General features: G+C 69.4%; 21 protein-coding genes. 11 read left to right on the top strand and 10 right to left on the bottom strand.

Annotated features, from left to right (window positions below):
• Positions 1-2 precede the first annotated feature (2 nt).
• From sufU to CJ010_RS17020, 7 genes are all read right to left on the bottom strand, one after another.
• Positions 3-470 carry a Fe-S cluster assembly sulfur transfer protein SufU gene (gene sufU, locus CJ010_RS17050; RefSeq protein WP_141019158.1) on the bottom strand — a complete coding sequence of 156 codons (468 nt, stop codon included), beginning with the start codon at positions 468-470 and terminating at the stop codon, positions 3-5.
• Positions 467-1,723: a cysteine desulfurase gene (locus CJ010_RS17045; RefSeq protein ID WP_141019157.1), complete on the bottom strand. Its 1,257-nt coding sequence runs from the start codon at positions 1,721-1,723 to the stop codon at positions 467-469. Before CJ010_RS17045 ends, sufU begins: the two co-directional genes overlap by 4 nt.
• The gene (sufD, locus tag CJ010_RS17040; RefSeq protein WP_141019156.1) at positions 1,720-3,060 is read right to left on the bottom strand and encodes a Fe-S cluster assembly protein SufD; all 1,341 of its coding nucleotides are present in this window, start codon (positions 3,058-3,060) and stop codon (positions 1,720-1,722) included. Before sufD ends, CJ010_RS17045 begins: the two co-directional genes overlap by 4 nt.
• Positions 3,057-3,842: a Fe-S cluster assembly ATPase SufC gene (gene sufC, locus CJ010_RS17035; protein WP_141019155.1), complete on the bottom strand. Its 786-nt coding sequence runs from the start codon at positions 3,840-3,842 to the stop codon at positions 3,057-3,059. The genes sufD and sufC overlap by 4 nt, the downstream gene beginning before the upstream one ends.
• A 21-nt stretch (positions 3,843-3,863) precedes the next feature.
• Positions 3,864-5,330, bottom strand: coding sequence for a Fe-S cluster assembly protein SufB (sufB, locus tag CJ010_RS17030; protein WP_141019154.1), 1,467 nt, complete (start codon positions 5,328-5,330; stop codon positions 3,864-3,866).
• Complete coding sequence (locus CJ010_RS17025; protein ID WP_141019153.1) at positions 5,327-5,821, bottom strand: SUF system Fe-S cluster assembly regulator; 495 nt, start codon at positions 5,819-5,821, stop codon at positions 5,327-5,329. The genes sufB and CJ010_RS17025 overlap by 4 nt, the downstream gene beginning before the upstream one ends.
• Positions 5,822-5,971: 150 nt before the next feature.
• A complete protein-coding gene (locus CJ010_RS17020; protein ID WP_141019152.1) occupies positions 5,972-6,676 on the bottom strand; it encodes a VIT family protein in 705 nt (234 codons plus the stop codon).
• 290 nt (positions 6,677-6,966) lie between these two features.
• Between CJ010_RS17020 and CJ010_RS17015 the strand changes: the two genes are divergently transcribed.
• The 7 genes from CJ010_RS17015 to CJ010_RS16985 all read left to right on the top strand — a co-directional run bounded on the left by CJ010_RS17015 (position 6,967) and on the right by CJ010_RS16985 (position 12,742).
• Positions 6,967-7,287: a DUF2249 domain-containing protein gene (locus tag CJ010_RS17015; RefSeq protein WP_141019151.1), complete on the top strand. Its 321-nt coding sequence runs from the start codon at positions 6,967-6,969 to the stop codon at positions 7,285-7,287.
• A gap of 170 nt (positions 7,288-7,457) precedes the next feature.
• A complete protein-coding gene (locus tag CJ010_RS17010; protein ID WP_141019150.1) occupies positions 7,458-7,736 on the top strand; it encodes a type II toxin-antitoxin system HicA family toxin in 279 nt (92 codons plus the stop codon).
• Between the two features lie 146 nt (positions 7,737-7,882).
• The gene (locus CJ010_RS17005) at positions 7,883-8,140 is read left to right on the top strand and encodes a hypothetical protein (RefSeq protein ID WP_141019149.1); all 258 of its coding nucleotides are present in this window, start codon (positions 7,883-7,885) and stop codon (positions 8,138-8,140) included.
• Between the two features lie 172 nt (positions 8,141-8,312).
• Positions 8,313-9,362, top strand: coding sequence for a c-type cytochrome (locus CJ010_RS17000; RefSeq protein WP_141019148.1), 1,050 nt, complete (start codon positions 8,313-8,315; stop codon positions 9,360-9,362).
• Between the two features lie 121 nt (positions 9,363-9,483).
• Positions 9,484-9,750, top strand: a complete 267-nt coding sequence (locus tag CJ010_RS16995; RefSeq protein WP_141019147.1) for a cupin domain-containing protein — start codon at positions 9,484-9,486, stop codon at positions 9,748-9,750.
• 58 nt (positions 9,751-9,808) lie between these two features.
• A complete protein-coding gene (locus CJ010_RS16990; protein WP_141019146.1) occupies positions 9,809-10,849 on the top strand; it encodes a DMT family transporter in 1,041 nt (346 codons plus the stop codon).
• 141 nt (positions 10,850-10,990) lie between these two features.
• On the top strand, positions 10,991-12,742 hold the full coding sequence (locus tag CJ010_RS16985) for an arylsulfatase (protein WP_141019145.1): 1,752 nt from the start codon (positions 10,991-10,993) through the stop codon (positions 12,740-12,742).
• A 33-nt stretch (positions 12,743-12,775) separates the two neighbouring features.
• Here CJ010_RS16985 and CJ010_RS16980 read toward each other — a convergent pair whose 3' ends face one another.
• Entirely contained in the window at positions 12,776-13,570 is a 795-nt protein-coding gene (locus tag CJ010_RS16980) for a helix-turn-helix domain-containing protein (RefSeq protein ID WP_141019144.1), read from the bottom strand.
• 137 nt (positions 13,571-13,707) lie between these two features.
• The gene (locus CJ010_RS16975) at positions 13,708-14,214 is read right to left on the bottom strand and encodes an isochorismatase family protein (RefSeq protein ID WP_141019143.1); all 507 of its coding nucleotides are present in this window, start codon (positions 14,212-14,214) and stop codon (positions 13,708-13,710) included.
• Between the two features lie 126 nt (positions 14,215-14,340).
• Here CJ010_RS16975 and CJ010_RS16970 point away from each other — a divergent pair, with 126 nt between their 5' ends.
• Positions 14,341-15,291, top strand: coding sequence for a helix-turn-helix domain-containing protein (locus tag CJ010_RS16970; RefSeq protein WP_141019142.1), 951 nt, complete (start codon positions 14,341-14,343; stop codon positions 15,289-15,291).
• Between the two features lie 14 nt (positions 15,292-15,305).
• Here CJ010_RS16970 and CJ010_RS16965 read toward each other — a convergent pair whose 3' ends face one another.
• The gene (locus CJ010_RS16965; protein ID WP_141019141.1) at positions 15,306-17,420 is read right to left on the bottom strand and encodes a carboxy terminal-processing peptidase; all 2,115 of its coding nucleotides are present in this window, start codon (positions 17,418-17,420) and stop codon (positions 15,306-15,308) included.
• A 329-nt stretch (positions 17,421-17,749) separates the two neighbouring features.
• Between CJ010_RS16965 and CJ010_RS16960 the strand changes: the two genes are divergently transcribed.
• The 3 genes from CJ010_RS16960 (at position 17,750) to CJ010_RS16950 (ending at position 20,683) form a co-directional block, all read left to right on the top strand.
• On the top strand, positions 17,750-19,087 hold the full coding sequence (locus CJ010_RS16960; RefSeq protein ID WP_141019140.1) for an MFS transporter: 1,338 nt from the start codon (positions 17,750-17,752) through the stop codon (positions 19,085-19,087).
• Positions 19,084-19,908, top strand: a complete 825-nt coding sequence (locus CJ010_RS16955; RefSeq protein ID WP_141019139.1) for a dienelactone hydrolase family protein — start codon at positions 19,084-19,086, stop codon at positions 19,906-19,908. The genes CJ010_RS16960 and CJ010_RS16955 overlap by 4 nt, the downstream gene beginning before the upstream one ends.
• 94 nt (positions 19,909-20,002) lie before the next feature.
• Entirely contained in the window at positions 20,003-20,683 is a 681-nt protein-coding gene (locus CJ010_RS16950) for an HAD family phosphatase (RefSeq protein ID WP_141019138.1), read from the top strand.
• The last annotated feature ends 156 nt before the right edge of the window (positions 20,684-20,839 follow it).

Genomic DNA, 20,839 nt, shown 5'->3' with positions numbered 1-20,839 from the left:
CTCTATTCGGTGCAGGCCGCTTCGCCGGCGTCGACCAGCGCGTTGTGCAGGGTGTGCCAGGCGAGCGTGGCGCATTTCACCCGCAGCGGAAACTCGCGCACGCCGGCCAGGGCCTCGAGCTTGCCGAAATCGCGGCGCGCGCGGGCGGGTGCGGGGTCGGCCGCGGTCAGCAGGGTCTGGAAGTCGCGGAACAGTGCATCGGCCTCGGCTACCGCTCGCCCCTTAACCGCCTCGGTCATCAGCGAGGCCGATGCGGTGGAGATGGCACAGCCGTGGCCGACGAAGCTGGCGTCTTCGACGATGCCGTCCCTGACCCGCAGGTAGACCTTGAGCTGGTCGCCGCACAGCGGGTTGTCGCCCTCGGCGACGTGGTCGGCGTCGGCCATGGCGTGGAAATTACGCGGCTGGCGGTTGTGATCGAAGATCACCTCTTGGTAGAGCTCGCGCAGATTGGCCTGCATGTCGTTCATCGCGTCCTCCTGCTGCCGAACATGTCCTGGGCTTTCTCGATGGCGGCGGCGAGCGCGGCGATGTCGGCGTCGATGTTGTAGAGGCCGAACGAGGCGCGCGCGGTGCCGGGGATGCCGAAGCGCGTCATCAAGGGCATGGCGCAGTGGTGGCCGGCGCGTATGGCCACGCCCTCGGTGTCGAGGATGGTGCCGAGATCGTGCGGGTGGATGCCGTCGACCACGAAGGACAGGATGCCCGCCTTGTGCGCCGCGGTGCCTATCGGCCGCAGGCCGGGAATGGCGGCGAGCGTGGCGGTGCCGCGCGCGAGCAGGGCGTGCTCGTGCTCGGCGATGCGGTCTAGGCCGACGGCAGTCAGGTAGTCGATGGCCGCGCCCAGCACCACCGCGCCGGCGATGTTGGGCGTGCCCGCCTCGAAGCGCTCCGGCGGCGGTGCGAAGCTGCTGCGCTCGAAGCTCACCGTGCGGATCATGCCGCCGCCGGTCTGCCACGGCGGCATCGCTGCCAGCAGCTCGGCGCGGCCGTAGAGCGCGCCGATGCCGGTGGGGCCGTAGAGCTTGTGGCCGGAGAAGACGTAGAAGTCGCAGCCCAGCGCCTGCACATCTACCCGCTGATGGGCCACCGCCTGCGCGCCGTCGACCAGCACCAGCGCGCCGGCGGCGTGGGCGCGTTCGACGAGTTGCGGCAGCGGATTCACCGTGCCGAGCGCGTTCGACACATGGGCCACGGCGAAGAGCCGGGTGCGCGCGCCCAGCAGGGCCTCGAAGGCCTCGAGTTCCAGTTCGCCGGCGTCGTTCACCGGCACCACCTTCAGCACCGCGCCGCTGCGCTCGCACAACTGCTGCCAGGGCAGGATGTTGGAGTGGTGCTCCATCGTGGTGAGCAATATCTCGTCACCGGCGCGGATGTTGGCGGCGCCCCAGCACTGCGCGACCAGGTTGATCGCCTCGGTGGTGCCGCGGGTGAACACGATTTCCGCCGGCTCGCGGGCATTGAGCAGGGCCTGGACCTTGCGGCGCGCGCCCTCGTAGGCGTCGGTGGCCTGTTGCGACAGCCAATGCACGCCGCGGTGGATGTTGGCGTTGGTCTCGCGGTAGAAGCGCGCCTCCGCCTCGATCACCGCGGCCGGTTTCTGGGTGGTGGCGGCGTTGTCGAGATAGACGAGACGATGGCCGTGAACCGGCCGCGCCAGGATGGGAAAGTCGCCGGCGAGATCGAGCCGGAGGCCGACGGAAGGGGCGCTGGGCGCATTCATGGCGTGGCTCCCACAGGCGTGTCGAGCAGTTCGCCCAGCGTGTCGGCGCCGGGCAGGCGGGCGAGCAGGGCGGCGGTGGCGAGCCGCTGCAAGGCCGGCCGCGCGATGCGGGCGATGGCTTCGGCGGCGAAGGCGTAGGTCAGCAGGCGGCGCGCGTGGGCTTCGTCCAGCCCGCGGGTGCGCAGGTAGAACAGGCTGGCCTCGTCGATCTGGCCGACGGTGGCGCCGTGCGCGCACTTGACGTCGTCGGCGTAGATCTCCAGTTCCGGGCGGGCATCGGCCTCGGCCTGGCGCGACAGCAGCAGGTTGTCGCAGCGCTGCATCGCGTCGCTCTTCTGGGCGTCGGCAGCGACCACGATGCGGCCGCAGAACACGCCGCGCGCGCTGCCGTCGAGCAGGCCGCGGTAGTACTCGCGGCTGGTGCCGCGCGGGCAGGCGTGGTCGATGCGGGTGTGATGATCGACGTGGCGGCGGCCGTCTGCGTGGTAGAGGCCGTTCAGCAGGGTTTCGCAGCCTTCACCGTCGAAGCGGGTGTGGATGTCGTTGCGCGCCAGGCGCGCGCCGAAGGACAGCGAATGCGAGGCGAACACCGAACCGCGCGCCTGCTCGACGGCAATGCCGGCGAGGTGGATGGCCTGGCCGTTCTCCTGCTGCAGCTTCAGATGGGTGATGCGGGCGTCCGCACCGGCCTGGATGCGGGTGAGCACGGTGGTGAGCGTGGCGGCGTCGCCGCCGTCCGGGTAGTGCTCGATGAGGGTGGCTTCGGCACCGGCCTCGGCGATCACCAGGTTGCGCAGGTGGCGCTGGCCGCCGTCGCCGCCGCCGAGAAAGACGAGGTGGATCGCGCCTTCCACCGCGACGCCGCGGCCGAGGCGGATGAAGGCGCCGTCGCTCGCCAACGCGGTGTTGAGCGCGGTCGGGCTGTCACCTTCGGCGGCACGGCCGAAAACGTTTTCGACGGTCTCGGCGTGGGTGGCAAAGGCCTCGGTGAGGGGGACGATCTCGGCGCCCGTCGGCAGTGCGCCGATGGCGGACAAGCCCGGCGCGTAACGGCCACCGACGAAGACCAGCCAGTGCCCCGGCTCAGCGGCCGCGGCACGCAGGCGGGCGAGCGTGTGCGCCGGCTCCGCCGCTGCGGCCGGCGCGGCGAATTCCTGCTGTTCCAGGAAGGCGAGCGAGGTGTGGCGCCAGTCTTCCAGGCGCGTGGTGGGCCAGCCCTCGTCGGCGAAGCGTTCGATCGCACGCCGGCGCAGGCCGGCGAGCCAGGGCAGTTCGACGCCGGGCAGGTGGTCGACGCGGGCGTGGAAGTCCGTCAGCCAGGTGTCGATGCCGCTCATGAGCCGTCTCCTGCTGCCGGCGGCGCCTTGGGCACCTCGCCGGCGTCGCCTATCCAGCCGTAGCCGTGCGCTTCCAGTTCGAGTGCGAGTTCGCGCCCGCCGGAACGCACGATGCGGCCCTTGGACAGCACATGCACGCGGTCGGGCACGATGTAGTCGAGCAGGCGCTGGTAGTGGGTGATGACGATGAGCGTGCGGTCCGGTGCGCGCAGGCGGTTGATGCCGTCGGCCACCACCTTGAGCGCGTCGATGTCCAGCCCGGAATCGGTCTCGTCGAGGATGGCCAGGCGCGGTTCGAGCAGCGCCATCTGCAGCACTTCGTTGCGCTTCTTCTCGCCGCCCGAAAAGCCCTCGTTCACCGAGCGGTAGAGGAATTCTTCGCTCATGCCCACGGCCTTCATCTCGGCCTTGATCCGGGCGAGGAAGTCCATCGCATCCAGTTCCGGCAGGTCGCGGTGGCGGCGCACCGCGTTGACCGCCGCCTTGAGGAAGTAGGCGTTGGACACGCCGGGAATTTCCACCGGGTACTGGAAGGCGAGGAAAAGCCCGGCGCGGGCGCGCTCCTCGGCTGGCATGGCGAGCAGGTCGCGGCCGTCCCACAGCGCGCTGCCGGCGGTCACCTCGAAGCTGTCGCGCCCGGCCAGCACCTGGGCGAGCGTGCTCTTGCCCGAACCGTTGGGGCCCATGATGGCGTGCACCTCGCCGTCAGGCACGGTGAGATCCACCCCGCGCAGGATGGGTTTGCCTTCGACGGCCGCTTGCAGGTTGCGGATTTCAAGCATGGCTCGGCTCCTTCGTGGGAATTACCCCACACTCCCCTCCAGACTCACCCCCAACAGCTTCTGCGCTTCCACCGCGAACTCCATCGGCAGCTCCTTGAACACCTCGCGGCAGAAGCCATTGACGATCATCGACACCGCATCCTCGGCGGTCAGGCCGCGCTGCATCGCGTAGAACAGCTGATCCTCGCCGATGCGCGAGGTAGTCGCCTCGTGTTCGACGCGTGCCGACGGATGCCGCACCTCGATGGTCGGGAAGGTGTGCGCGGCGCAGCGGTCGCCGATCAGCAGCGAATCGCACTGGGTGTAGTTGCGCGCGTTTTCCGCCCGCGGCGTGACCCGCACCAGGCCGCGGAAGGTGTTGCTGCCGCGGCCGGCGGAGATGCCTTTGGAGAGCACGGTGCTGCGGGTGTTGCGGCCCATGTGGATCATCTTGGTGCCGGTGTCGGCCTGCTGGCGGTGGTTGGTGAGCGCCACCGAATGGAAGTCGCCCACCGAATCGTCGCCGCGCAGGATCACGCTCGGGTATTTCCAGGTGATCGCCGAGCCGGTCTCCACCTGGGTCCACGAAATGTGCGAACGCGCGCCGCGGCAGTCGCCGCGCTTGGTGACGAAGTTGTAGATGCCGCCCTTGCCGTCCTTGTCGCCGGGGTACCAGTTCTGCACCGTCGAGTACTTGATGCTGGCGTCGTCGAGGGCGATCAGCTCCACCACCGCCGCGTGCAGCTGGTTCTCGTCGCGCATCGGCGCGGTGCAGCCTTCGAGGTAGCTCACCGAGGCACCTTCCTCGGCGATGATGAGCGTGCGCTCGAACTGGCCGGTGTCGCGCGCGTTGATGCGGAAATAGGTCGACAGCTCCATCGGGCAGCGCACGCCCTTGGGCACGAAGACGAAGGAGCCGTCGGAGAACACCGCCGAATTGAGGGCAGCGTAGAAGTTGTCGCCCGGCGGCACCACGGTGCCGAGGTACTGGCGCACCAGCTCGGGGTGGTTCTTGACCGCCTCGGAGAAGGAGCAGAACACGATTCCGAGCTGGCCGAGTTCCTTCTGGAAGGTGGTGGCCACCGACACCGAGTCGAACACCGCATCCACCGCCACCCCGGCCAGCCGCGCGCGCTCGTGCAGCGGCACGCCGAGCTTCTCGAAGGTGCGCAGCAGTTCGGGATCGACCTCGTCCAGGCTCTGCGGGCCGTCGCCCTCATTGGCCCCCACTCGGCGCGGCGCCGAGTAATAAATGATGTCCTGGAAGTCGATGGCCGGAAAGCTCACCTGCGCCCAGCGCGGCGGCGTCATCGTCAGCCAGTGGCGATAGGCCGCCAGCCGCCATTCGAGCATGAAGTCCGGCTCGCCCTTGCGCGCCGAGATCGTGCGGATGATGTCTTCCGACAGGCCCTTGGGCACTGCGTCGGCGTCCAGCGTGGTGACGAAGCCGGCGGGGTAGTCCTTGTCGAGGAAGGCGCCGAGGGCGTCCTGTTTGGTCGGGGCGTTCATCTGTCTGTCTCCTGCGCATGCGGTGCGCCGGCCGGCATGCGGACCAGCGGCACCGCTGCGGGATGGCGGGGCGTGTCGGCAGCGGACAGCGGCGGTGCCATGCTGGTCAGGCGCACGTCTTCCAGCGCATGCCGCACGACCGCGTTGATGCGCAGCCAGTTCGCCCGCACCCGGCAATCGGCCTCGATGCCGCACAGCCCGGCGACCGCGCTGCATTCGGTGAGGCCGAAGGGCTGTTCTTCCAGCGCGTCGATGATGCTGGCGAGCGCGATGTCGGCCGGCGGCCGGGCCAGCGCATAACCGCCGCGGGCGCCGCGCACGCTCTTCACCAGCGCATGGCGGGCGAGCGACTTGAGCACCTTGCTGACCGTGGGCGGGGCGAGTCCGAGCGTGTCGGCAAGGCCGGCGGCGCTGAACACATGGTCCGGCGCACTCGCCATCTGGGCCATGACCAGGGTGCCGTAATCGGTGAGCTTGCTGATGCGCAGCATGATCCGCTCCTGCCCACCGGTGCGGCGGTGCCGACGATAGCCGGTGGCGAGACCGCTGCAGGCCAGCGGCTACTCGTTAGTCTTTATAGGACTGTTTTGGTTCTGATTCAAACCGCGCATGCCGGCGGCGCATCGGCCGCTGCGCCGCCCTCAGACAATGGTGCCGAAGAGCTTGCCGACCGCGGCGGTCAGACCCATCGCCAGCGCGCCCCAGAACGCCACCCGCGCCGAAGCCTTGAGCACCGGCGCCTGGCCGGCGCGGGCCGACAGGGCGCCGAGCGCGGTCAGGCAGATCAGCGAGCTGATCGCCACCACCGGCGCAACGTGGGAATTCGGCGTCACCACGGCGGCCAACAGCGGCAGCGCGGCGCCGGCCGAGAAGGTGGCGGCCGAGGTCAGCGCGGCCTGTACCGGCCGTGCGGCCAGTTCCGCCGAAATGCCCAGTTCGTCGCGCGCATGGGCGCCGAGCGCATCGTGCGCCATCAACTGGCGTGCGACTTCCCTGGCGAGCTCCGGCGTCAGCCCGCGGTTCACATAGATCGCCGCCAGCTCGCGGTGTTCGGCTTCGGACTGGGTGGCCAGCTCCGCGCGTTCGCGGGCGAGGTCGGCCTGCTCGGTGTCGGATTGCGAGCTGACCGACACGTATTCACCGGCCGCCATCGACATCGCCCCCGCCACCAGCGCGGCGACGCCGGCCGTCAGCAACTGGGCGCGGTCGGCGCTGGCCGCGGCCACGCCGACCATCAGGCTGGCGGTCGACACGATGCCGTCGTTGGCGCCCAGGACCGCGGCGCGCAGCCAGCCGATGCGTTCGGTGCGGTGCAGTTCGGGGTGTCGGTGGTGGTGGCGGGACATTGCCGGAATCTCCAGAAAGAGGGCGTTGGCGGGCGTATGCGTGGTTTGGCCCCGATGCTACCGCGGCGCGGCGGCGACGGTGAGCATGCCGGAGGGATGGCTGCATGAAAATTGCGCGGATTGCGGCGTGGCCGGATGGCGTCCGCGGCGGCAGTTCGCCCGCCGACAGCCCGCGATTCTTGTTCTGCCTCAAGGAAGTGGCCGCCGCAGCTGCCTACGATGCCGACGCTGCGAACCCGGCCGCAGCGCAAAGCCGGGACTGTTTCCGACCCATTCCAGGAGAGCCCACGATGTTCGACAACTCGGTTTACCCCTTCGATGCGCGCGGCGTCGCCAAGCGCTTTCGCCATGCCGCCATTTTCGGCGCGCTCGAATCGCTGGATGACGGCGAGACCATGCGCTTCGTGAACGACCACGATCCGCTGCCGCTGCTCGGCCAGATCCAGCAGCGCTACGGCAGCCAGGTGGGCATCGCCTACGTGGCGCGCGAGCCAGGCAACATCGTCATCGACTTCACCGTGCAGCTCGGCGCCCAGCAGGAGGCCGGCGGTGGCACGGCGGCGACGGGCAGTTGCGGCGGCGGCAACGGTTGCGGCTGCTCGGGCGGTTGAGGGCCAGGCGGACCCTGCGTCGGCGACACCACAGCGGCATCTGCTTTTCCAGTCCGCCGGGCGCCGTGCCGCGCGGCGACGGCGGTGCGCGGCATCCTTCCGGGCATATGACAATCCCGGCGCTGCGCACTACGCTGTAAGGAACCCGGTTGCCGATACGAGGCCACGCCATGAGCCACAAGCATCGCAGCGTCCTGCAGGCCATCTTCCACGATCCGGTCAGCAGCAACATCCAGTGGCGCGAAGTCGAGTCGCTGCTCAACCACCTCGGCGCGTCCATCGAGCCCAGCCACGGTGCGCGCTTCCGGGTGCTGCTGAACCGGCACGAGTTCTTCGTTCATCATCCGCATCACGGCAACGAGATTCCGAAGGCGGAGATCAAGCACCTGCGCGAATGCCTGGCCAGCGCAGGGGTGACGCCTTCGCTCTACGACGAGCAGGGCGGCTGAACCTGCCACCTGCCGGCTCGCACCGCGGGCTGTCATGCCGCGCCTGTGGCGACTAAGCTGCGTCCATATGCAGGACGAGGTAGCCGGCCCGGGCGCGCCGGCGCCTTGCCTTCGGCCCTGGCGTCCGCAAGCGTATGGAGGAAGGCATGAACATGAAGATCGTACGTCTCTCGGCGGTGGCCCTGATTGCCGGCCTGGTCCTCGCGGTGTCGGTGGCGCCGGCGGCGCGATCGCAGGTGGACGTGTCGCCCAGTTATCTGCCGATCGGCGTGGCGGCCAGTGGCAACACCAGCACGGTGTGGTTTCACGAACCTTCCTCGCGCCAGACATTGGCTTGCCAGACGGTGGTGACGGCAGGCAAGGGCCTGACCGGCATCCAGTGCGTCGCCGCCAAGCTCCCCTGAGCGCAAGTCCTCCCGCGCAACGCCGATGCGGGCTGCCGGTGGCGCATCGCCGCGAGCCCGCCAGGGGATCGGTGTGTTCGCGTTCAAATAATAAGAAGTTGGTGATATTCTAAAAATGGATGTCATCAGATGAAAGGCCCGGAGCCACCGGGCGATGCGTGGGAGCGATGCAATGAAACATACCAAGCCAACTTCAGTGCTGGCGCTGGCGATGATGCTGGCGCTGGGTTCGAATGCCTACGGCCAGGCGGCCGCCGAGGCGCCGGCTGCGATCGTGGCGGGCAAGGTCAGCCTGTTCGACCGGCCCCAGCCCGATGTCGCCAGCCTGCCCGGTGACGAATACGGCAAGCTCGCACGTTACGGCCACGAACTGGCGACCCGTACCTTCGCCCATATCGGCCCCGAGGTGAAGAACAGGAAGATGCGCTATACCGGCAACAACCTCGCCTGTACCTCCTGTCACCAGGAGTCGGCGACCAAGCCGTACGCGATTCCCTGGGTCGGCGTCACCTCCACCTTTCCGCAGTACCGCGGCCGTGAGGATGCGCTCAGCACGGTCGAGGAGCGGGTCAATGGCTGCATGGAGCGCAGCATGAACGGCAAGCCGCTGCCGCTGGACTCGCTGGAGATGAAGGCCTTCACCACCTACATCCACTTCCTGTCGCGCGGCATTCCGGTCGGCGCCGAGGTCGAGGGCGCCGCCACCAAGGCTTCGAAGGCGCCCAACCGCCGCGCCGACCTCGTCGCCGGCGAGGCGGTGTTCAAGGCGCAGTGCCAGGTCTGCCACGGCGAGAACGGCGAGGGCCGGCGCAACGGCGTGGCGGGCGATGCCCAGGGTTACCTGTTCCCGCCGCTGTGGGGCAAGGACACCTTCAACAACGGCGCCGGCATGAACCGCATCCTCACGGCGATGCGCTTCATCAAGCACAACATGCCGCAGGGCGTGAATCACCAGACCGCGGTGCTTTCCGACGAGGAGGCCTTCGACGTCGCCGGCTACATCCTGTCCAAGCCGCGGCCGGTCAAGGCCAATCTGGAGAAAGACTTCCCGGCGCGCTGGAACAAGCCGATCGACGCGGCCTTTCCGCCCTACGTGGATGGCGCGCCGGCCGACCAGCACAAATACGGCCCCTTCCCGCCGCTGGCCGAAAAGGCACGCGAGATGGCGGCGAAGCATGCCGAGGAAGTGAAGGCGCAGCAGGCCGCAGCGGCCGGCAAGTAAGTCCGGCGCGCGTTCGCAGGGGCCGTCCGCCAGTGCGGGCGGCCTTTTCATGTGAGCCTTGTCGCCGCTGCGGGCAGCGGCGCTTGCTATCCTCACGGAGGATGGATAGCGGGGAAGGCAGATGAAAGAGGACGATTTCGCGGCCGCGCTGAGGCAGGACGGTTTCACCGAGTTCGTGACGGTGGAGCGTCCGGCCGGCGAAGCGCTCGGCGAACACACCCATCCCTTTGAAGCGCGTGCGCTCATCCTGGCGGGGGACATCACCGTCGTCGCCGCGGACGGCGCGCGGCGCTACGGCGTCGGCGAGGTGTTCCACCTGCGTGCCGATCAGCCGCATTCGGAAAGCTACGGACCGGCCGGGGTGAAATACCTGGTCGGACGAAAGTGACACCGCGCCGGACGCTGCTTGCGAATCGGCACGGCCACCGGGGCCGGGAGCCGAACCCGTGAACGCCGGCGTGCTCCACGCCCTGGCTGCCGCAGCGCTGTTCGGCGCCAGCACGCCCTTCGCCAAGTTGCTGATCGGCGGGATTTCGCCTGTGCTGCTTGCCGGCCTGCTCTACCTCGGCAGCGGCCTCGGCCTGGTGTGCGCACGCCTGCTGCGCGACCGTGGCTGGCGCGCTTCCGGACTGTCGGCCAGCGAGTGGCCGTGGCTGATGGGCAGCATTGCCGCCGGTGGCGTCGCGGCGCCGGTCGCGCTGATGGCCGGGCTTGCGCGCACGGACGCCGCGTCGGCCTCCTTGCTGCTCAACCTGGAAGCGGTGCTGACCGCGCTGATCGCGTGGCTGGTGTTCCGCGAAAATGCCGACCGCCGCATCGTCGCCGGCATGCTCGCCATCGTTGCGGGTGGCGCGGTGCTATCGTGGCCGGCGGCAGGTGCGACGGCGCAGGCGAGCGCCGGGCCGCTGCTGGTTGCGGCGGCCTGCCTGGGCTGGGCGGTGGACAACAACCTCACCCGCAAGGTGTCGGCGGCCGATGCGCTTTTCATCGCCGGCAGCAAGGGCCTGATCGCCGGCATGATGAATACGGTGCTCGCGCTGTCGCTGGGCGCGACGCTGCCGGCCGCCGCCACCCTGGCGGCGGCGATGGCGGTGGGCGTGCTCGGTTACGGTGTCAGCCTGGTGCTCTTCGTGCTGGCATTGCGCGATCTCGGTACCGCGCGCACCGGCGCGTATTTTTCCACGGCGCCCTTCATGGGGGCGGCCCTGGCCATCGTCCTTTTCGGCGAGGCGATCGGGCCGGCGTTCTGGCTGGCGGCCATCCTGATGGCCGTCGGCGTCTGGCTGCACCTCACCGAGCGCCATGAACACCGCCACGCGCATGCCGCCATGGCGCATCGCCATCCGCATGTGCACGACGAACATCATCAGCACGTCCACGACTTTCCCTGGGATGGCAGCGAGCCTCACGATCATCGCCATGAGCATGCTCCGCTGGTGCATGCACATCCCCACTTCCCGGACATTCACCACCGCCATCCGCATTAGCCGGACGCAGCATCCGGTAGCAGGATGGCCGTGTTCCACCAGGCGGAACAGCATCAGCGCAATGCCAAAGTCTCGAGATTGAGTGGAAAAATCGGCACTCCCGCTGCGACGGGACAAACGACAAGACCGAGGAGACAGAACATGAAACGCATATCGCGCAGGTGGGCGGCACTGTGCATGACCGGACTGGCGCTGGCCGGCTGGCAGGCGGGGGCGGTGGCCGCCGATGCTGCCCGCCGCCCCAACATCCTGCTGATCGTCGCCGACGATCTCGGCTACACCGACATCGGTGCCTTCGGCGCCGAGATTGCCACGCCGACCCTGGACAAGCTGGCCGAGACCGGGGTGAAAATGACCGATTTCCACGTCTCGCCCTTCTGTTCGCCGACACGGGCGATGCTGATGTCCGGTAGCGACAACCACCTGGTCGGTTTCGGCGACATGGCCGAGCTCATGACCCCGGAGCAGCGCGGCAAGCCGGGCTACGAGGGCTATCTCAACGAGCGCGTGGTGCCGATGGCGCAGGTGCTCAGGGATGCCGGTTACCGCACCGCGATGGCGGGCAAGTGGCATCTGGGGGTGACCGAGGAGAGCGGCCCGGCGAGGCGCGGCTTCGAGCACAGCTACGCGATGGTGATGGGCGGCGCCAGCCACTGGGGCGATCAGTCCGGCATCGTCGCGACGGACCCGAACAAGGCACCGAAGGCGATCTACCGCGAGAACGGCCGGTCGATCGACATCCCGCGCGACGGCTTCTACTCGTCCGAAGCCTTCGCCGACAAGCTGATCGATTACCTCAAGCGCGACGAAGCCAGCGGCAAACCCTTTTTCGGCTACCTCGCCTTCACCGCGCCGCACTGGCCGCTGCATGCGCCGGAGGCCGACATCCGCAAGTACGAGGGGCGGTACAAGGCCGGCTACGACGCCCTGCGCAAGGAGCGGGTGGTGCGCATGAAGCAGCTCGGCATCATCCCGGCCGACACGCCGGTGTATGAAGGCCACGCCTATTGGCCGAAGTGGGAAAGCCTGTCGAAGGCCGAGCAGGAGGCCGAAGCGCGCCGCATGACGGTGTATGCCGCCATGGTGGAGAACATGGACCGCCAGATCGGCCGGGTGCTCGACTACCTCAAGGCGCGCGGCGAACTCGACAACACCTTCGTGTTCTTCATGTCGGACAACGGCGCCGACGGCAATTCGGTGTACGACGTGGGCCGCACCCGCGAGTGGATCCAGAAGGACATGGACAACAGCACCGCCAATACCGGCAAGCCGGGTTCCTTCATCGAATACGGGCCAGGCTGGGCGCAGGTGGGGATGGCGCCGTTCAAGCTCTACAAGTCCTTCATGTACGAGGGCGGCATCTCGGCGCCGGCGATTGCCTGGGGACCGGGCGTGGGTGGCGGCATCAAGCGTGCCTTCGCCCATGTGACCGACGTCGCACCGACCATCTATGAACTGGCCGGCACCCGCCATCCGGGCACCGAATACCAGGGCCGCAGCGTGTTGCCGCTGCGTGGCAAATCCATGCTCGCCTATCTCCGGGGCAAGGCCGACAAGGTGCGCGGCGATCGGGACGTGGTCGGCTGGGAACTGGGCGGGCGCAAGGCGCTGCGCAAGGGCGACTGGAAGATCGTCTATGCCAACCAGCCCTGGGGCAGTGGCGAATGGGAGCTCTACAACATCGCCCGCGACCGTACGGAAAGCGAGGATCTCGCCAAGCGCGATCCGGCCCGGCTGCAGGAATTGCTCGCCGACTGGAAGCAGTACGTGGCCGAGACCGGCACGCTGGAGATCGAAGGCTTGGCCAGCCGGCCGGGCTACAGCAACGCCGGCAAGTACTACCAGGATCTGGCCCACGAGGCGGCGCTGCCGCCGCGCGCCACCGGCCATTGAGCGGCTGATGGGGCGGCGCGCCGCCGCGGGCGCTCAGCCGGGGATGCTCTCGGCGATCGCGCGCGCGGTGGCGCGCATGTCTTCGAGGTGGGCTTCCACCACCTTGGCGCGCAGGCCGTAGCGGCGCGGCCACACCAGGTTGATGCAGCCCGGCACCCGGGCGCCGGCGAGGATGGGGACGGCAATCGCGTCGAAGCCGTCGTCGAACACCGCGATGTCGTCCTCCGAGCCGCCGAAGCGGGCGTCGCGTACCGCGTAGCCCCGGGTGCGCGTTTCCGTCAGGATGAGGTCGATCTCGTGCGCCAGCACCGCGCGGCCGCGTGCATTGGCCGGCGGGTGGGCGTGGTAATGGCGCAGCGCATCGGCACGCTCTTCCTCGGCGCAGAAGGCCAGCCAGGCGCGGCCGGGGGCGGACAGCAGCAGGTCCACCCGGTAGCCTAGGCTGTAGCGCGGGTTCATCGACAGGCCGGAGAGGCGCCGTGTGCTCTCCGCCAGCTCCATCCGGTAGTCGTTGTAGATCAGCAGGTCGGACGGCCACAGCGCCTTGCGCTGCAGGGCGGCGAGATGGGGCGCGGCGAGTTCGGCCAGGCGCAGGAAGCGCTCCGGCGGGCGCACGCCCAGCGTCAGCATCACGCTGCAGCGCCACTGGCCGTCGTAGATTGCGCGCCAGGCCAGGCCGCCGGCTTCCAGCGTGTGCAGGATGCGCAGCAGGGTCGGCTTGGGCAGCGCAGACGCTTCATGCAGCTGCTGCAAGGAGCGGCCCTCGTGCTGGCGCAGCAGATGCAGCACTTCGAGCCCGCGTTCGAGGGCGCGTATCGGTTTGGTCATGTGTGCTCCGTGCGCGCCGGCCCTGCGGCCGGTCGCGGCGGATCTCCTCCGGGCACATCATCTTAGCAGGCGCCCCGACGGCCCTTGCACGGCCGCTCAGGGAAACGCTGGGCCGGACACAGCCCGGCCCTGGGGGCTCAGAACGCGGTTTCCCAGCTCACTACCGGCGTGCGCGGCGCGATTGCGCTGAGCGCGAACTTATGCAGGATTTCACTCACGGTGGTGCAGCAGTCGCCGAGCAGCTTTACCGCGTACTTGTCGGCCGTGCGCGACAGCGCGGTGTGGGTGACGCAGTTCTGGGTCATCATCCCGCACAGCAGGATCTCCTCGATGCCCAGTTGCGCCAGCGTCGCTTCCAGCGTGGTGCCGAGGAAGCTGTCGGCGTGCGATTTCACCACTACCGGCGCGTCGGGCGCCGCGGCGCGGATGCGCGGATGCAGTTCTGCGCCGTGGCTGTCCTTGACGAAGAGCGGCGAAGGGCCGGCGGCGATGTGCTGGACGAGGATCACCGGGATGCCGGCGGCCCGGGCGCGGCCGATGGCCGCCACCGTCCGCTCCAGCACCGCATCGGCGTTCCACAGCGGGAAGGCGCCGTCGGCGAAGTAGTCGTTCTGCAGGTCGATCACGATCAGGGCGCGTTTCATTTTCGGGGCTCCTTGTTGGCTTGGGTGGAGCGATTATTGGCCTGCCGCGCCGGCGCCACGAGTGGCCCGAAAGACAAAAACCGATAACATCGGGCCAAGTCCATTTCTGCCTTCAGGTGTGCGCCCATGGCCAAACCGGTGATCGCGGTGGTCGCCTTCGACCGCATCAGCCCCTTCCACCTGTCCGTGCCCTGCGTGGTGTTCGGCGATCCGCATCCCGGCACGCCGTCATTCGAGCTGCGGGTGTGCGCGGCCGAAGCCGGGCCGCTGGCCACCACCGCCGGCTTTGCCGTGAGCACGGCCCACGGGCTGGATGCATTGGGCGATGCCGATACCGTCATCGTGCCCAGCTGGCGCGATCCGGCCGAACGGCCGCCGCAGGCGCTGCTCGACCGACTGCGTGCCGCCCACGAGCGCGGGGCGCAGGTCGTGGGCCTGTGCCTGGGTGCCTACGTGCTGGCCGAGAGCGGCCTGCTCGACGGCCGTCGCGCCACCACCCACTGGGCCTATGCGGAGGATTTTGCGCAGCGCTACCCCGCTGTCCGGCTCGATGCCGACGTGCTCTACGTCGACGACGGCAACATCACCACGTCGGCCGGTACCGCGGCCGGCATCGACTGCTGCCTGCACATGCTGCGCGGCCGCTACGGGGTGGAGTCGGCCAACCGGGTGGCGCGGCGCCTGGTGATGCCGCCGCACCGGCAGGGCGGGCAGGCGCAATTCATCGAGCAGCCGCTGCCGGGCAGCGCGCGCGATTCCCGCCTCGGCGAACTGATCGACTGGGTGCGGGCCAACCTGGCGCTGCCGCACGATCTCGATAGCCTGGCGGCGCGGGCGCTGATGAGCCGGCGCAGCTTCACCCGCCATTTCCGCCAGCTGACCGGCGGCGCCGTCGGCGAATGGCTGCTGCGCGAACGGCTCGCCTTCAGCCAGCGCCTGCTGGAGAGCACCGACCAGCCGGTCGAGCGCATCGCGCTGCTCGCCGGCTTCGGCTCGGTGGTGTCGCTGCGGCATCATTTCCGTGCCGCCTTCGGCGTGTCGCCGCTGGCCTGGCGGCAGGCCTTCCGCGGCGACTGATAGCGCGTGGCGGCCTAGTTGAGCTTGCCGGCCGCCGGGCGGCGTTCACGGGCGGCGATGCCGCTATCCGACTGCTGCAGCACCGCGAGGTCGCCGACGATGGCGGCGGCCTCGCCCAGCAGCACGTCGGGCGCCTTCTTGCGCGACTGCTCGGCGGCCAGTTCGGCCCCCAGGCTGCGTTCGTCGGCCTGCAGGCCATCGTCGCGCGCTTCGCTGTCGGCCTGGGCCTGCGCGCGGCTTTGCAGCTTGCGCTCCTGCGCTTCGCGCTCACGGCGCCGCTCGGATTCGTTGAGCGAGATGTCCAGCTTCTTGCGCAGGGCGGCAAGTTCCTGCACGTCGGCCTGCAGTTCGCGGAACTCGGCGCTGCCGGCGATGCGGGCGTCGTGGCGTTGCTTCAGCGCCGGCACCAGCTCGGCGAGGCGGCCGGCCGGCATGTAAGGGGCCGGCGCGATCCGTGTCCAGGGCAGGGCGTTGTCGAAGCCGGATTCGCCGAAGCGTTCCGCATCCAGCAAGGAGGGCAGCCGGATGTCGGGGGTGACGCCGTGCAGCTGGGTGCTGTCGCCGGTGACGCGGTAGAACTGGGCGATGGTCATCTTCAGCTCGCCGTAGATGGGCTTCTGGCTGCGGGCCATCTCGTCGAGGTCGAGCATGGTCTGCACCGTGCCCTTGCCGAAGCTCTGTTCGCCGATCACCACGCCGCGGCCGTAGTCCTGGATCGCACCGGCGAAGATTTCCGAGGCCGAGGCCGAGGCGCGGTTGATCAGCACGCCGAGCGGGCCGTCCCAGGCCTGGCCGGCCACGGTGTCGCGCTCGACGCGGATCTGGCCCTGGGCGCTGCGCTGCTGCACCACCGGGCCGCTGTCGATGAACAGGCCGGTGAGCTTGATCGCCTCGTCGAGCGAGCCGCCGCCGTTGTTGCGCAGGTCGATCAGCAGGGCGTCGACCTTGTCGGTCTTCAGTTCGGCGATCAGCCTGGCGACGTCGCGGGTGGCGCTGCGGAATTCGCCGCCGCTGCTGCGGGCGGCCACGTCCTGGTAGAACGCCGGCAGGGTGATGACGCCGACCCGCCGCGGCGCGCCGTTGCCGGCGGTCTCGATCACCGATTTCGATGCGGCCTGCTTGTCGAGGTTGATGGTGTCGCGCACCAGCCGCACGCGCTTGTGGGCGCCGTCGGGGCCGGCGTCGGCGGGCAGGATGTCCAGCACCACCGGGGTGTCCTTGGTGCCGCGGATGAGGGTGACGACGTCGTCCACCCGCCAGCCGAGCACGTCGGCCGGCGCTGCGTCGCCCTGGGCGACGCCGACGATGCGGTCGCCGATCGCCAGCTGCTGCGAGCGTGCCGCCGGGCCGCCGGGCACCAGTTCGCGGATCACGATGTAGTCGTCGCGTTCCTGCAGCACCGCGCCTATGCCCACCAGCGACAGCCGCATCGAGATCTCGAAGTCTTCCGAGGCGCGCGGGCCGAGGTAGTTGGTGTGCGGTTCGATGGAGGTGGCGTAGGCGTTCATGAAGAGCTGGAACACGTCCTCGCTCTTGGTGCGGGCGGCGCGGGTCAGCGCGCTGTCGTAGCGCTTGGTCAGCGTCTCGCGGATGGCCTTGTCGTCCTTGCCGGCGAGCTTGAGCCGCAGCCAGTCGTTCTTGACGCGCTTGCGCCAGAGTTCGCGCATCTCGTCCTCGGACGCCGGCCAGGGCTCGTCGGTACGCACGAAGCGGTAGCTTTCGACGCGGTCGAAATCGAAGCCGCGGGCAAGCAGTTCGCGCGTGCCGGCCAGGCGTTCGCGCACGCGGTCCTGGTACTGGGCGAAGATCGCGAAGGGGACGCTCAGATCCTGCTTCTGGATGGCGTCGTCGAGCGCGTTGCGGTAGGCGGCGAAGCGGTCGATGTCGGCCTGCACGAAGTAAAGCCGCTCCGGGTCCAGCGCCTTCAGATAGCGGTCGAGGATCTTCGCCGACAAGGCGTCGTCCAGCGCGGTGGCCTGGTAATGGAAGCGCGACAACAGTTTGGCGCTGATGGCCGCGGTTTCCGCCTGCGTCGGTACCGGCTGCAGCGGTGCACGCGCCGCGCCCGGGTCGGCCGCCTGCAGCGAGGCGGCGAACAGCAGCAGGATCCAGGGCAGTCTTCGATTCATCGGTAAGGCTCCGGCGCATTGGGGCGAGAGGGTGGTCGGCGGCAGCGTAAACCGTTGCCGGCACTGGCGCCAGCATCTGCCGGCCCGATCCGCTTCGGACCTGCTCAGCCGCTGAATGGTTCGATGTTGCCCTTGGACAGGCGACGCTTCCGCCGGATCGGCAAGCGCCGCTCGCCGCGTGGGCAGCGCCGATGGCATCATGCCGGCCTCGCCGATCACGAGTCGGCGTGCATCCGGTCGCTGCCGGCTATCCGGCGGGCGACGAACGTTTTCCTGGAGACATGCATGGAGTCTGGCCTGCTGGCCGGTGGCCGCGACGGGGCGTCGACATGAGCGGCGCATCGCGTCTGGAAGTACTGAAGGAGCGGGATTTCCTGCTCTTCCTGTCGGCCAAGCTGCTGGCCACGCTGGCCGGGCAGATGGTGGGCGTGGCGGTGGGCTGGCAGGTGTATGCGCTCACCGGCGACGTGCTGGCGCTCGGCCTGGTGGGGCTGGCGCAGTTCGCGCCCTTCATCGTGCTCATCCTGCCGGCGGGGCAGGTCGCCGACCGCAGCCAGCGCAGCCGCATCATCGGCTGGTGCTACACGGTACAGGCGGTGGCGGCGTCGCTGCTGCTGGCGATCACGCTGGCGGAGCTGCGCACGGTGGGGCTGATCTACGCGGTGCTGGTGCTGCTCGGTTGCGCCCGCGCCTTCATGATGCCGGCCAGCCAGGCGGTGCTGATCAACCTCGTGTCCCGGCCGCGTTTCGCGCAGGCGGTGGCGCTGCATTCGTCTTCCTTCCACGTCGCGGTGATTGTCGGGCCGCTGCTTGGCGGCGTGGTTTACCTGGCCGGTGCGCACGCCGTGTATCTCTCGGCCGCCTTGCTGTTCGGCTGTGCCATGGTGCTGATGCGCATGGTGCGCGGCGGCCGCAGCGCGCCACCCGCGGCCACGGCGGCCGGCAGCGGCGCGCTGTTCGAAGGGCTGCGTTTCGTGTTTTCGCGCCCGGTGGTACTGGGCGCGATCTCGCTCGACCTGTTCGCGGTGCTGTTCGGCGGCGCCGTGGCCCTGCTGCCGGCGATCGCGCGCGACGTGCTGCATGTGGATACGGTGGGCATGGGCGTGCTGCGCGCGGCGCCCGCCATCGGCGCGGCGCTGGCTTCCGCCTTCCTCGTGTGGCGGCCGCTGCGCCGCCATGTGGGGCTGTGGATGTTCGGCGGCGTGGCGGTGTTCGGTCTGGCCACCGTGGTGTTCGGGCTGTCGACCAGCCTGCCGCTTTCGGTGGCGGCGCTGGCGCTGACCGGTGCCGGCGACATGGTCAGCGTGTATGTGCGCCATATCCTGGTCCAACACGAGACGCCGGACGAGATCCGCGGCCGCGTCAGCGCGGTGAACTCGGTGTTCATCGGCGCTTCCAACGAACTGGGCGAGTTCGAATCCGGCGTGACCGCGCGCTGGTTCGGGCTGGTGCCGGCGGTGGTGGTCGGCGGCATGGCCACGCTCGCGGTGACGGCCGGCTGGATGCGGCTGTTTCCCACACTAACCCGCATGGACGCCTTTCCCCACCAGGCCGCGGAGGCCGGCGCAGCGAATCACGCGCGCCGGCAGCCCGCGGCCGATTCATCGACAACGCGAGCCCAGCGGCCTGCGGCCGGGGTCGCCACCTGCGAGGACGAAACGACATGACCCAGCACCCGACCGAGGCCAGCGCCTTTGCCACCGCGGTCCAACCCATCGTCGCCGACACCCTGATCGTGACCGACGACGCCGGCCTGGTGGCCGGCGAGGTCGCCGTGCCGGTGCCCGGCGGCAGCCTGCCGGCCTACCGCGCCGCCCCGGCGGGCGAGGGCCCGCATCCGGTGATCCTGGTGGTGCAGGAGATCTTCGGCGTGCACGAGCATATCCGCGACATCGCCCGCCGCCTGGCCAAGCTCGGTTACCTGGCGGTGGCGCCCGAGCTCTATTTCCGCCTCGGCGACCCGTCCAAGGCCGAGAGCATCGATGCCCTGCGTGCGAATTTCGTTTCGAAGGCGGACGACGCCCAGGTGGCAGCGGACCTCGACGCCTGCGTGGCCTGGGCCGCGGCCAACGGCGGCGACCTCGACCGGCTCGGCATCACCGGCTTCTGCTGGGGCGGCCGCACGACCTGGCTGTACGCCGCCCACCAGCCGCGGCTGAAGGCCGGCGTGGCCTGGTACGGCCGGCTGACTGGCGCGCGCACCGCCTTGTCGCCGGCCAACCCGGTGGATCTGGCGGACAGTCTCAAGGCGCCGGTGCTCGGCCTCTACGGCGGGCAGGACCAGGGCATTCCGCTGGAGGCGGTGGACGAGTTGCGCGCCGCGCTCGAAAGCGCGCTTGACGGCGCCGGCCGCGAGTCGCTGATCCATGTCTATCCGGATGCACCGCACGCCTTCTACGCCGACTACCGGCCGAGCTATCGCGCGCTCGAAGCGGCCGACGGCTGGCAGCGCATGCTCGACTGGTTCGCGCGCCACGGCGTCGCCTGAGCGAACCTCGACCGACCGCCGGTTGGTGAGGCCGGTGGCGTCGTGTATGTTGCAGTGCACATGGCCGCGCCGGTGGCCGACGGAGTAGGGAAGAATGTTCCAAGCGGTGATTTTCGACATGGACGGGCTGCTGCTCGATTCCGAGCGGCCGATACGCGATGCCTGGATCGAGGTCGGTCGCGAGATCGGCGTGATGCTGGATGCGCCCACCTACCAGCGCGTGATCGGGCGCAACATGACCGACGTGCACGCCATCCTCGGCGAGGTGTTCGGCGTGGAGGTCTATCAGCGCGCCTCGGCGCGTGTCGCCGACCTGCTGGAGGAACGCCACGCCCTGCAGGGCTACGCGGCCAAGGCCGGAGCCGGCGAACTGCTCGCCTGGCTGGGCGAGCGCGGCGTGAACTGCGGCCTGGCGTCGTCCAGCTACCGCGCCAAGATCCTGCGCCGCCTGGGGCAGGCTGCGCTGCTCGACCACTTCGCGGCCATCGCCGGCGGCGACGAGGTGGCGCGCGGCAAACCCTCGCCCGACGTCTATCTGCTGGCGGCCGAGCGCCTGGGTGTCGACCCCGCCGCCTGCCTTGCCTTCGAGGACAGCGACAACGGCGCCCGCGCCGCGCTGCAGGCCGGCATGAAGGTGGTGATCGTGCCCGACCTGATCCAGCCGCATCCCGAGGTGGCCGCTCAATGCACGCTGCTGGCGTCGTTGGAGGCGGCACGGGCGCTGTGCGAAGCCTGGTTCGGCGCCGCGCCGGCTGTGCCTTCGCGCCCGCGCTGAAATCCCCGGAAATCCGCATGGATTATGTTTTAGGTATCTTTTAGTTTGACGATGGCATCGCGCTGACGTAATTTCGCGGGCTCGCGCTCTCCGGTCGGGCCCTTTCGTGCGGCCGGGACGCGAATCTGTCCAACCCGCTGGAATTCCATCGTCGTC

Origin of the sequence: Azoarcus sp. DD4 (genome assembly GCF_006496635.1) — a bacterium.
Lineage (GTDB): Bacteria > Pseudomonadota > Gammaproteobacteria > Burkholderiales > Rhodocyclaceae > Azoarcus.
The sequence above is the reverse complement of the archived record's forward strand: the minus strand, read 5'-3'. Positions and strand labels throughout refer to the sequence as shown.

Bases quoted from the DNA above. Each gene is read 5' to 3' on its own strand.
- CJ010_RS17000 (WP_141019148.1), top strand. From the start codon at position 8,313: ATGAAACATACCAAGCCAACTTCAGTGCTGGCGCTGGCGATGATGCTG.
- CJ010_RS16960 (WP_141019140.1), top strand. From the start codon at position 17,750: ATGAGCGGCGCATCGCGTCTGGAAGTACTGAAGGAGCGGGATTTCCTG.
- CJ010_RS16980 (WP_141019144.1), bottom strand. From the start codon at position 13,570: ATGACCAAACCGATACGCGCCCTCGAACGCGGGCTCGAAGTGCTGCAT.
- CJ010_RS16955 (WP_141019139.1), top strand. From the start codon at position 19,084: ATGACCCAGCACCCGACCGAGGCCAGCGCCTTTGCCACCGCGGTCCAA.
- CJ010_RS16950 (WP_141019138.1), top strand. From the start codon at position 20,003: ATGTTCCAAGCGGTGATTTTCGACATGGACGGGCTGCTGCTCGATTCC.
- CJ010_RS17045 (WP_141019157.1), bottom strand. From the start codon at position 1,723: ATGAATGCGCCCAGCGCCCCTTCCGTCGGCCTCCGGCTCGATCTCGCC.
- sufC (WP_141019155.1), bottom strand. From the start codon at position 3,842: ATGCTTGAAATCCGCAACCTGCAAGCGGCCGTCGAAGGCAAACCCATC.
- CJ010_RS17015 (WP_141019151.1), top strand. From the start codon at position 6,967: ATGTTCGACAACTCGGTTTACCCCTTCGATGCGCGCGGCGTCGCCAAG.
- CJ010_RS17010 (WP_141019150.1), top strand. From the start codon at position 7,458: ATGAGCCACAAGCATCGCAGCGTCCTGCAGGCCATCTTCCACGATCCG.
- sufB (WP_141019154.1), bottom strand. From the start codon at position 5,330: ATGAACGCCCCGACCAAACAGGACGCCCTCGGCGCCTTCCTCGACAAG.
- CJ010_RS17025 (WP_141019153.1), bottom strand. From the start codon at position 5,821: ATGCTGCGCATCAGCAAGCTCACCGATTACGGCACCCTGGTCATGGCC.
- CJ010_RS16995 (WP_141019147.1), top strand. From the start codon at position 9,484: ATGAAAGAGGACGATTTCGCGGCCGCGCTGAGGCAGGACGGTTTCACC.
- CJ010_RS16965 (WP_141019141.1), bottom strand. From the start codon at position 17,420: ATGAATCGAAGACTGCCCTGGATCCTGCTGCTGTTCGCCGCCTCGCTG.
- sufD (WP_141019156.1), bottom strand. From the start codon at position 3,060: ATGAGCGGCATCGACACCTGGCTGACGGACTTCCACGCCCGCGTCGAC.
- CJ010_RS16985 (WP_141019145.1), top strand. From the start codon at position 10,991: ATGAAACGCATATCGCGCAGGTGGGCGGCACTGTGCATGACCGGACTG.
- sufU (WP_141019158.1), bottom strand. From the start codon at position 470: ATGAACGACATGCAGGCCAATCTGCGCGAGCTCTACCAAGAGGTGATC.
- CJ010_RS16975 (WP_141019143.1), bottom strand. From the start codon at position 14,214: ATGAAACGCGCCCTGATCGTGATCGACCTGCAGAACGACTACTTCGCC.
- CJ010_RS17020 (WP_141019152.1), bottom strand. From the start codon at position 6,676: ATGTCCCGCCACCACCACCGACACCCCGAACTGCACCGCACCGAACGC.
- CJ010_RS16970 (WP_141019142.1), top strand. From the start codon at position 14,341: ATGGCCAAACCGGTGATCGCGGTGGTCGCCTTCGACCGCATCAGCCCC.
- CJ010_RS17005 (WP_141019149.1), top strand. From the start codon at position 7,883: ATGAACATGAAGATCGTACGTCTCTCGGCGGTGGCCCTGATTGCCGGC.